The organism is Candidatus Woesearchaeota archaeon (assembly GCA_003694805.1).
In the GTDB taxonomy this organism is placed as follows: Archaea; Nanobdellota; Nanobdellia; order Woesearchaeales; family J110; genus J110.
The window spans coordinates 1-9,670 of the sequence record RFJU01000086.1 but is presented as its reverse complement, the minus strand read 5'-3'; the positions used below and the strand labels follow the sequence as shown (position 1 = coordinate 9,670).

Sequence of the window (9,670 nt, the reverse complement as noted above, 5' to 3'; positions counted from 1 at the left end):
GACGTAACACAAGACATCCAAAAAAAATAGCGACAAGCAAACAACAAAGAAAGAGAATGAAAGACCAAGACATCCTCTCACCAGCAAAATGGCGACTCTTAAGCCTCATCGCTGAACAGCCCCGAACCCCTGCAGAGCTCGCAAAAGCTACAAAAACAACACCTGCAAACGTCCTTCAACAAATCACCCTTCTCGAAGCATACGGCTATATCTGGAAAGAAGCAAAAGAACCAAACGGCCCGGGAAAGCCAACCAACACCTACTATCTCAAACAACCATTCCTCAGCATCGCGTTCTGCAGAGAAGGCCTCGCCGCGAAAAAAACCATCTCAGCAGACGAAACAGTCACCATCATCGGCAACATCTTCTCATGGAACCAAAACAAAGACTGGGACGTCCTCATCAGACTCATGTGGCAACACGACGACCTCACCGGACCCGCCCACGGCGTCTACATCATCAACACCAAAACAAGCGGCCTCGACATCCTCGTCATCACCGACAACGTTGAAGAAGTCCGCAAGAAAAAGAGCACCATCACCATCACCGACTCAAAAGGCAACACCCACACCATCTCTGTATGGTCCCACACCCCCCAAGAAATACGAGATGGCCTCGCCCGAAAGGAAGACTATTTCATCAACCTCACCAAAAAACCCCACACCCTCAAAGACCCCGCAAACATTCTTCAAACAATAAAAGAGGAAACCCATGCACGAACTTGAAGAACTCATCAAAAAAGCCACGCGAGAAGAACTCCAACGCATTGAAGAAGCCCTCAACAAAGGAGCTATCGAAAGGTTAATAAAGCAACGCAAACAACAACTCATCGGGGGAAAAATCTGCCCAGTATGCAACAGCGAGGTTGGAGACGAGGCGCTCACCCTGCACTTCGGGCCCAAAGGGCTTCGCAAGCAAGCAAGCTTCGATGCCACAGACTGCCTCCAATTCTTCCTCAACAACATCAACAAAAACCCCAAGAACAACCATGCCACTCATCGCCTTGAAAAGAACCTTTGAGCAGCGCCGAGCAAACCTCATCACGATGCTCAACAACGGCAAGGAAACACTCGACCTCGGCAAACAACACCAACTCTACGGCGCCATCAAAGAAATAGAAAACTTCCTCAAAACCATTGATTACTATCGCAACCTTGAAATGAAGAGCAGAGTCAACTTCGAACTCGAAAAAGACCCGGAACGCACCCTCAAGAGCCGCATGGGCAACTTCGTCCAACGCTTCTCACGACGATAAAAGCCCATTCTTACCAAGCACTTCTTGATGTTTGATGCCTGCCAGAACCCCCACAAGAAGCGCCGCCAACCCCCTCATTTACGCAACGTGTACGCAACGCACTTACGCAAGACGCCTCCTCTTCATACGCATAAATACCCTGCCGCCCCTGCGCTCAATCTGCTTATGGTAAAAAAAACCACCTTCCTCATGAACGAAGTTCAAAAACTCAGAAGAACCCTCACACTTCTTCGTAACAGCAAATAATGCCAAATACCATCACCCCCACTATCTGCGAAAAGGGTTCCTCATCTATTTTATAACTCTTTCCCTTACAAACTCCCCCAACGAATTCGCCGCCAACAGCAACTCACAACCACGCCAACGACGCAACACCCAACGAAACACCCAAAACAAGCCCTGCAAGCACGTCAACGTAATCATGGCGACGGCGCACCACCCTGCTGTAGCACACCAGCATCGCCAACACGACCATCAAGACCAAGGCGAATCTCGTCCTCACCTTCTCCGCCAACACCAACACCAAAAACCCCGCCCTCGCGGCGTGCAAACTCGGGAACGAAGAGGCGTCCAACCGCTGCAACACAGTCTTGTACCTTTTCGGCTCTGGCCGATCCTTAAAGTAAACAAAACGAATCATCCCTGCAATGAAGAATGACGCGACGATACAAAAGAAAAGGCGGCGAGCCACGTCAAACCAAGAAAACGCCAAGGCGAACAAGAAAACCAGCACTGCAAACGTAATGCCTCCCAAGGCAGAAATGTCCCGGACAATCCTTTGCAACCCTTCCTGAAACATACAAAAGCCCTCCTTCACCACGACTAACACAGGAAGCTACTCCCAGCCGCGCTCCTTTAAAAACATTCTGTTTCTCGACCTGTAGATTACAAAAACTTTTTATACACACGAACGTATACTATTCTGGGGGGAGCGCAACTGTTATACAGGTAAGAAGCACGCCGCCGTCTCTTACCGCCGCAGCCCTTCCAAACAAGGAACCATGACCGACTTCGATGAACTCATGCGCATCCAACGCCTCATGGCAAGCAGAATCGCACAAGAAGTCGACACGGACAACACCATCAAACTCCTCAGCATCATCCGAGACCTCTCACCAACCGGCAAAAAAATCCCCAAAGAAAGCGTCATCCTTGAAGCAAGGGCGCAAGGCATGCTCGACACGGAAGTACTGCGCCTCCTCGACCAACTCAAACGAGACGACATGATCACCGAGCCAGAACAAGGCTACGTCCAACCCACATAAAGAAAAAAAAAAGAAAAAAAAGCGTTCCGGCCCAAGAACCCGCGAGAAGAGAAAAACAACAACACACTCCCTTAAAACTTTTCAAGACTCATCTGCCTATCCCCCTTCACGATCTCATCAAACGACCGCTTCCCAAACACCAAGAGCGCATCAGCAATGGGACGCAACTGCTTCTCAATATAATGATCATAATCAATAGGTGCCGACTGCAAACCCACCGGCTCAGGACCCTTCTTCGTCATCACATACTCAATCAGTGACGAATCCAGCTTCTTCAACTTCCTCGCCGCCTTCACGTGCGGAGGCGTCGTCTTCGTATACTTATCAAGCTCTTTGCGAATCGCCTTACGATACACAAGCAAGTCATCATACTTCCCCTCCCGAACATCCCGCACAAAACCCTGAACATACGATTCTACCTCTTCATTATGAAAAATCTTGTTGAGCAGCTCGCTCTGAAACTTCTTGGCAAGATCCGTCCAATCCCGCCGAACAAACTCAAGACCCACAAACTCAAGCTCCTCCTTCCCATCCCTCCGCAACAACCCAGCATACCGCTTCTTCGCGCCCGACACGCCATGCCTCGCCCTCGGCATCAAAAACCGAACAAAAACCTTCTCAAACTCAAGCTCCAAAAAACTCTCAACCCGGTACTCCTTCTTGATGTACTCCCGCAAAAACAGATTCGCCTCGCGCACGAGCTTTCGCCCCGCTTCCTCAGCAGACTCCAACGAACGCTCCTTTAAATCAATAAAAAGCGAATCCGTATCGCCGTAAATGACAGAATAACCAAGCCCGCGCAACCGGCGCTCCAGCATCTGAATAAACATCCTTGCAAAACTCGTAATCGCATTAGCAATCTTCGGGTTATAAAACCGACAACTGGGGCTGGCCATCACGCCATAAAAAGAATTCATCAGAATCTTCAGCGCAAACCTCGCAAGGGCATCACCCTTCTTCGTCGCCGCCTCGCGCCGAGCCAAGATCTCAGCAATGATTGCAGGCAAAATCCCCTCCTCCCGACGAAAACACGCCCCATTCGGCGCCTTAATTGAGTTTTTCTTGCACGGCTCCTCAAACATGAGCGGGTCAATATTGAACGTTCGCATAATGCTCGGGTACAGCGACTTGAAATCACACACCAGCACGTACTCATAAATCCCCGGCTTGCTCTGCATCACATACCCCCCGACCGTCCTCGCCTCCCGCTCACGAAAACCGCCTGTCGGCGCAACAAAACCCTTCTTCCTCAACTCATGCAAGTACAACTGATCAAGCGAAGCAATCGAAGCCGACACCCTATCAAGCGGCATGCCTGTCAACAAAGAACGCCGCACCGTCAAATCAAAAGCTCCGCTCTTCTCCAGCACCTGCAAAACAAGCGTAGCATCCTTACGGTTGTACTTTGCCAAGAGCGCAGGATCCTTCCTGAACGCCTCATCAATCTGCTTATACCGGTCAGGACCGGAAAACAACTTATCCTCCCCGACGTAATGCTTCGCCACCGTGCTCAACTTATAATCGTCCATTTTAATAAAGTTCCCGCGAAGAACAGCAATCCCATCAAGAACAATCCGGCCGGGACAATCAGCCTTAGACTCACGAAAAAAACTCTCGTACCTGCGCAAACGCACCTCGCCGCCACCCCTTCCCAACGCGAACACCACCTTATGCCGACGGCAAAGCCTCGCAAGCTCTGCCAAATCAAAATCAACAACATTCCAACCAACCAGAACATCAGGATCTTGCTCGCGCACAACCTCCAAAAAACGCTCTAACACCTCCTTCTCCGAAGGAAACGTCTCAGCACCGCGCACCTTCCCTTCCGAACGCATCAAGACCGTTTCAAAGCCCTCATTCGTCACAACAGCAATAGAATACAACCCCCCGCCTTCTTTGTCCGTCTCAATATCAAACGACAGCACTCTCAAATTCTTCGGCACGTAATCATCAGGGGGGAGCGGCTCCACCGTTGCCTCTTCAAACACGACATCAACACCAAACTCGCCACCATCACGCCCCCGCCCGACAACGTTCACCGCCCCGCGAAGCCCCTTGTCAATCAAGAATCGATACTCGAACCGGACATCAGCTTCAAACGTCGGAACGCCCTCGCGATGAAGCGCGTCACGAAGGGGAGGAACATCTTTTGGTTCTCCAACAACAACTCGTGAAACAAGCAGCCGATCAAAATCACGGAGCTGCTCACGAAAAATCGAAAACGAGCAGAGCGCCTTAACTTTCCCTTCATCCTTCCTGCGAACAAAAAAATACGGGCGCTCCTCGTGCACGCTCAAAAACGAACGCCCATCTTCTAACCGACCATAAAGACGCACCTTCGGAACACCATCCTCTACAACGTACGTCGGATACACAATAAACCCCTTCACACCCTCTTTGCCCGAACCACCCATGCTCCTCACCCCCCTCGAAAACCCTACAAACTTTATAAATTTGGCGGGGAAAGAAGAGCAACGCTCATGACAAGCAGCATTCAAGGAGCAAAAACGAAAACAAAGCAAGAAAAAAAACCTGGAGCCCAGCACCACATTTATATAACAAACACCACATCCTCAAAAACACTATGGCCAAACACATCGTCATCGTCGACAAGGCAAAATGCAACCCCGCCGGCTGCGGCGGCTTCCTCTGCATGCGCGTCTCGCCTAGCAACCGAGCCGGAAAAGAAGCATTCTACCAAGACAAAGACGGCAAAGTCGGCGTGAATGAAGACCTCGTAACAGACATCGACCGCGTCGCCGTCAACAAATGCCCCTACAAAGCACTCCAACTCGTAGGCCTCCCGGAAAACCTCGACAAACCACCCATTCACCGATACGGCAAGAACGGCTTTTCGCTCTTCTCACTCCCCACACCGCTCTTCGGCAAAGTCGTCGGCATCATCGGAAAAAACGGCTTGGGCAAGAGCACCGCCGTCAACATCCTCGCAGGCCACCTCACCCCGAACTTCGGTCGCGAGGAAGCAACAATGAATGAAAAAGACCTCATCACCTACTTCAAAGGAACCGAAGCACAAAACTTCTTTGAAAAACGTGCCCGAGGAGAAATAACAGTAGCATACAAACCCCAGCAAGTCGAGCGCATCCCAAAACAATTCAAAGGAACACCCCGTGAACTCCTCACGCGCGTCGACGAAACCAAACAACTTCAACACATTGCAAACACGCTCGAACTCACTCCCTTCCTCGACCGCGACATCAACCACATCTCGGGCGGGGAACTCCAACGCGTTGCCATCGCAGCAACAGCACTACGCAAAGCCAACGTGTACTTCTTTGACGAACCAACAAGCTACCTTGATATCAAACAACGCCTCAAAATAGCAACCTTCATCAGATCCCTCGCAAATGAAAACACCGCTGTCATGGTCGTCGAACACGACCTCATCATCCTCGACGCCATGACGGACCTGGTCCACATCATGTACGGAAAAGAAGACGCATACGGCATCGTCAGCAACCCCCGCAGCAGCAAAGCCGGCATCAACACCTACCTGAGCGGGTACTTGCGCGAAGAAAACATCCGCTTCCGCCAAGAAAAAATTTTCTTCGAACGCCAAGCACCAACCAAAGTGCAACACAAAGAACAACTCATCACCTGGCCGGCCATCACCAAAAAACTCGGCGACTTCACCCTCCAAGCAAGCCAAGGCACCCTCAACCGCAACGATGTCGTCGGCATCCTCGGGGAGAACGGCATTGGAAAAACAAGTTTTGTGAACGCCATCGCAAAGGCAGAAGAGGGAAACGCAGAGGTAGCCTACAAACCCCAATACCTTGAGACCAACGACAGCCCCGTCGCCCACGTCCTCAAAGACGCCTTAACAAACTTCAAAAACCAATTGATCAACCCCCTCGGGCTCGCACCCCTCCTCGACAAAAACCTCAACGAACTCAGCGGGGGACAACTCCAACGCGTCCACCTGGCCGCAACGCTCGCCAAGAAAGCAGACCTCTACCTCCTCGACGAACCGGCCACCTACCTCGACGTAGAACAACGCCTCATCGCTTCCAAAGTCATCAGGGATATGATGACCCTCCACGGAAAAGCAAGCCTCATCGTCGACCACGACCTGCTCTTCATCGACTACCTCTGCCACAAACTCATCATTTTTGAAGGAACCCCCGCAAAAGAAGGCAGAGCAACCGGTCCCTTCGAGATGGAAGAAGGCATGAACCGCTTCCTCAAAGAGCTAGGCATCACGTTTCGCAGAGACGAAGAAACAAACAGGCCCCGCGCGAACAAGCCAGGCAGCCTCAAAGACCGAGAACAAAAGCAAACTGGCAAGCTCTACTACACCTAAGGTCCCTGACACATGCCCGCCTCAAAGCACACGCCAAAGCTCACAACAGCACTCCTCATTCTCGCCAGCGTCTCCCTCACCACCTACCTCCTCACCACCGCAGTCCTGCTCCAGTTCAGACCGGAAACCATCACGAAACGAAGCATAGAACACGGTGCACGAGAACACTTCGGACCTGCCACGGACACCATACTCAGCAACTTCACGTCCTTCCTGCACGGAAACGGCAACCTCTCACGCGAGCTGTACACAACAGCAGAACAAAAACACATGGAAGACGTCAAGCAACTCGTGCACAAGACCAAACGCGTTAACGCAGCCAGCATCGCAGCGACAACAACAGCCCTTCTCCTCCTCGTCTTCCTCGGAATCCACCCGCTCACCGCAATTGGCGCCATCCTTCGCCTCGCAAGCTACCTCGCCTTCTCACTCTCCCTCCTCCTCGCTACGAGCACGCTCTTCTTCCCAAACACCTTCACCCTCTTCCACCACGTCGTATTCCCCCAGGGAAACTGGCAGTTCAGCAAAAGCAGCACGCTCATCAAACTCTTCCCAGAATCCTTCTTCACCCACGCCCTCAAAAACATCCTTCTTTTCACAACCACCAGCACAGCACTTCTCTTCCTCGCAGGACACGCATCTCACATACGCAAGGCAACCCAACACTTCAGCCGACGCTGGCAGCGCAAAAAAGGAAGCAACCACATCACGCCCGCCCGCGGCTCTCACCATCAGCCACGCCGGAAGCAATAAGATGAGCGACCCGCACCGGCTCAGGAATATGACCGCGCACCGTACAAATGCGAAGCAACTCCACAGCGTCCTGCCGAGAGATGCCCACGCGCTGAATAAAAATACTCCCCGCGGGCTCGATAGGCCCTGCACGGTCAAGCAAGGCCACCTTATGACCCATACTCAAGCGAAGAAGCGCTCGCTTCATCCCCTCAACATCAGGACGCTCACGCATGACAACAATAACAGGAACCTCCGTCCTTAGAGAGAGCGCCTGCACATCCACCACGTTAAAGCCCGCAACGGCAATCCCGTCCAAGAATACGGCACGAAGCTGAGACTTGAACTTCGAACGCTCAATCATCTCAGCCAAGCGGTACGAGGCGTCATCACCATCCCTCGTGACATGCGTACTCAAAAGACCGTCCATGAACGAGCCACCACGAAAAAGCGGAGCGACAACTAACACAGGACCTCGTTGACCGTGCACAGACGGCGCGTCATCCACGCCAAGGACGCGAAGCTCGCGTTTCATACTCTTACCAGCAACCAAACCCCCCTCCGCCTTCACAACCAAACACCACCGCTCCCGCAACCCTTCAACAAGCAACGAAAGCGCCATCAACCACAACTACTTCTTGCCCTCAATCCTTAAAAAAGTTTACGCAAAAAGGTTAAAAACGCCGTGTGCAACAAGCCACTATGCGGCCGAAGCCTGCGCTCATCAACAAGCCACTCCCGCTCAATCACTTCAAACGTCCCCTCATACAACCACTCCCCACTCCCAGCACTACGCACCACCGACAACGCCTGAAGAATATGCGGCGTGTACACCACCAAAAAACCACCCGGCCTCAACGCAGCCCTTGCTGACACAAGAGCCCGATGCGGCTCGGGAACATCAAGAAAGAACAAATCAACACCACGCTCCTCAACACCCTCAAACACATCACCCGTCTTGAACAAAACATTCGTGACACCAATCATCTCTGCATTCTTCTCCGCCAAACGCGAACGCTCAGCAACCACGTCATACGAAACCACGGACTTTGCGAAACGAGCAAAAAAAAGCGCAGCGACGCCCGAGCCCGTCCCCGCATCGAGAACACGCCACCCCTTCTCCATCCCGGTCTTAGCAACCACCACGCCCAAATCCTTTGCGAGAACCTTCTGAGCACTCCGCTCAAACACGTCCTTCACATCCTCAAAACCAGGTGAGAGCACGACAAAGCGCCCGCCACCCTCAACGTCCACCACCGTACCATCAGGCCCTTTCAGCGCTTCTTTAGGAACCACACCCATTCGCGTGACGAAATCCCTATCATCCTCAACAACCGCTCGAAGAACTTTCTCACGAGGCAAGAGCTTACGCTCCCTTGCAGAACCTCCCTGCTTCCAAAGACCCACAACCAAACGCTTACCCAACCAAGACCACCTCCAAACGGGAGGCACAAAAGAACCCAAACACCCTTTTTATACATTTGGAAAACAAGCGGAAAACACGTTCATAACGACTATAAACTACCACCATACGAGAAACGAGTCAGATTATCTCATTATCAAACAAAACAATATTTAACAATATTTAAATCAATAAACTTAAATATAAGTTAAGAGTTAATTGTAAATATATATTAAAAGAATTCCTCAAGCGAGGTGTTGAGCAAAAATGAAAAAAAATGTATCAGTCTGGATTGTGCTCCTTATTGTAGTGATTGGAGCGGTGCTAGTAACATCGATGTTCTTGGGCGGTCGCGTTACTGATGAGGATTCTGTAGTAAAAATAGGCGTGTCACTCCCCTTGACAGGGGAAGCTGCTTCAATCGGAGAAAGTGCTCTAGCAGGAATAACATTGGCAGTTAATGAAGTTAATGCTGAAGGCGGCATTGGTGGAAAGCAAATAGAACTAATTGTAGAAGATGATCAGTGTTCACCTGACGGGGTTAGCGCAATCCAAAAATTAATTAACGTTGACGATGTTACTGCAATTATAGGTCCTGTTTGTTCTCCAGTCGCTGGCCCGGGTCTACCTATTGCTCAAGAAAAAGGAATTCCATCAATTATAATCGCAACTGCACCACACCTAACCAAAAT

Annotated in this window: 13 protein-coding genes; 9 read left to right on the top strand and 4 right to left on the bottom strand. The window is 51.2% G+C overall.

Going from position 1 to position 9,670, the window contains the following annotated elements:
* The 4 genes from D6783_03140 to D6783_03125 form a co-directional block, all read left to right on the top strand.
* The coding region (locus tag D6783_03140; protein ID RME53030.1) for an ArsR family transcriptional regulator at positions 1 to 725 on the top strand (725 nt) is incomplete at its 5' end.
* The gene (locus tag D6783_03135; protein RME53029.1) at positions 712 to 1,020 is read left to right on the top strand and encodes a hypothetical protein; all 309 of its coding nucleotides are present in this window, start codon (positions 712 to 714) and stop codon (positions 1,018 to 1,020) included. The genes D6783_03140 and D6783_03135, both read left to right, overlap by 14 nt.
* A complete protein-coding gene (locus tag D6783_03130; GenBank protein RME53028.1) occupies positions 989 to 1,255 on the top strand; it encodes a hypothetical protein in 267 nt (88 codons plus the stop codon). Before D6783_03135 ends, D6783_03130 begins: the two co-directional genes overlap by 32 nt.
* A gap of 27 nt (positions 1,256 to 1,282) precedes the next feature.
* On the top strand, positions 1,283 to 1,501 hold the full coding sequence (locus D6783_03125; GenBank protein RME53027.1) for a hypothetical protein: 219 nt from the start codon (positions 1,283 to 1,285) through the stop codon (positions 1,499 to 1,501).
* A 103-nt stretch (positions 1,502 to 1,604) separates the two neighbouring features.
* On the opposite strand, the gene D6783_03120 is transcribed toward D6783_03125, so the two are convergent.
* Positions 1,605 to 2,054 (bottom strand): phosphatase PAP2 family protein, encoded by a 450-nt coding sequence (locus D6783_03120; GenBank protein RME53026.1) that lies wholly within the window; start codon positions 2,052 to 2,054, stop codon positions 1,605 to 1,607.
* 202 nt (positions 2,055 to 2,256) lie between these two features.
* Between D6783_03120 and D6783_03115 the strand changes: the two genes are divergently transcribed.
* Positions 2,257 to 2,520, top strand: a complete 264-nt coding sequence (locus D6783_03115; protein ID RME53025.1) for a hypothetical protein — start codon at positions 2,257 to 2,259, stop codon at positions 2,518 to 2,520.
* A 71-nt stretch (positions 2,521 to 2,591) separates the two neighbouring features.
* Here D6783_03115 and D6783_03110 read toward each other — a convergent pair whose 3' ends face one another.
* Positions 2,592 to 4,934, bottom strand: coding sequence for a DNA polymerase II (locus tag D6783_03110; GenBank protein ID RME53024.1), 2,343 nt, complete (start codon positions 4,932 to 4,934; stop codon positions 2,592 to 2,594).
* A gap of 170 nt (positions 4,935 to 5,104) precedes the next feature.
* On the opposite strand from D6783_03110, the gene D6783_03105 reads away from it, so the two are divergent.
* Positions 5,105 to 6,844 (top strand): ribosome biogenesis/translation initiation ATPase RLI, encoded by a 1,740-nt coding sequence (locus D6783_03105; protein RME53023.1) that lies wholly within the window; start codon positions 5,105 to 5,107, stop codon positions 6,842 to 6,844.
* A 12-nt stretch (positions 6,845 to 6,856) separates the two neighbouring features.
* Complete coding sequence (locus tag D6783_03100) at positions 6,857 to 7,597, top strand: DUF1461 domain-containing protein (GenBank protein RME53022.1); 741 nt, start codon at positions 6,857 to 6,859, stop codon at positions 7,595 to 7,597.
* Here D6783_03100 and D6783_03095 read toward each other — a convergent pair.
* Positions 7,551 to 8,111: a DUF99 family protein gene (locus D6783_03095; protein RME53031.1), complete on the bottom strand. Its 561-nt coding sequence runs from the start codon at positions 8,109 to 8,111 to the stop codon at positions 7,551 to 7,553. The two genes, D6783_03100 and D6783_03095, sit on opposite strands and share 47 nt — an antisense overlap.
* Positions 8,112 to 8,227: 116 nt before the next feature.
* A complete protein-coding gene (locus D6783_03090) occupies positions 8,228 to 8,878 on the bottom strand; it encodes a methyltransferase domain-containing protein (GenBank protein ID RME53021.1) in 651 nt (216 codons plus the stop codon).
* Between the two features lie 4 nt (positions 8,879 to 8,882).
* Here D6783_03090 and D6783_03085 point away from each other — a divergent pair, with 4 nt between their 5' ends.
* A complete protein-coding gene (locus D6783_03085; protein ID RME53020.1) occupies positions 8,883 to 9,155 on the top strand; it encodes a hypothetical protein in 273 nt (90 codons plus the stop codon).
* Positions 9,156 to 9,245: 90 nt separating this feature from the next.
* The coding region (locus tag D6783_03080) for an ethanolamine utilization protein EutJ (protein ID RME53019.1) at positions 9,246 to 9,670 on the top strand (425 nt) is incomplete at its 3' end.

Bases quoted from the DNA above. Each gene is read 5' to 3' on its own strand.
- D6783_03095 (RME53031.1), bottom strand. From the start codon at position 8,111: ATGAAACGCGAGCTTCGCGTCCTTGGCGTGGATGACGCGCCGTCTGTG.
- D6783_03130 (RME53028.1), top strand. From the start codon at position 989: ATGCCACTCATCGCCTTGAAAAGAACCTTTGAGCAGCGCCGAGCAAAC.
- D6783_03125 (RME53027.1), top strand. From the start codon at position 1,283: ATGTTTGATGCCTGCCAGAACCCCCACAAGAAGCGCCGCCAACCCCCT.
- D6783_03110 (RME53024.1), bottom strand. From the start codon at position 4,934: ATGGGTGGTTCGGGCAAAGAGGGTGTGAAGGGGTTTATTGTGTATCCG.
- D6783_03105 (RME53023.1), top strand. From the start codon at position 5,105: ATGGCCAAACACATCGTCATCGTCGACAAGGCAAAATGCAACCCCGCC.
- D6783_03115 (RME53025.1), top strand. From the start codon at position 2,257: ATGACCGACTTCGATGAACTCATGCGCATCCAACGCCTCATGGCAAGC.
- D6783_03135 (RME53029.1), top strand. From the start codon at position 712: ATGCACGAACTTGAAGAACTCATCAAAAAAGCCACGCGAGAAGAACTC.
- D6783_03090 (RME53021.1), bottom strand. From the start codon at position 8,878: ATGGGTGTGGTTCCTAAAGAAGCGCTGAAAGGGCCTGATGGTACGGTG.
- D6783_03100 (RME53022.1), top strand. From the start codon at position 6,857: ATGCCCGCCTCAAAGCACACGCCAAAGCTCACAACAGCACTCCTCATT.
- D6783_03120 (RME53026.1), bottom strand. From the start codon at position 2,054: ATGTTTCAGGAAGGGTTGCAAAGGATTGTCCGGGACATTTCTGCCTTG.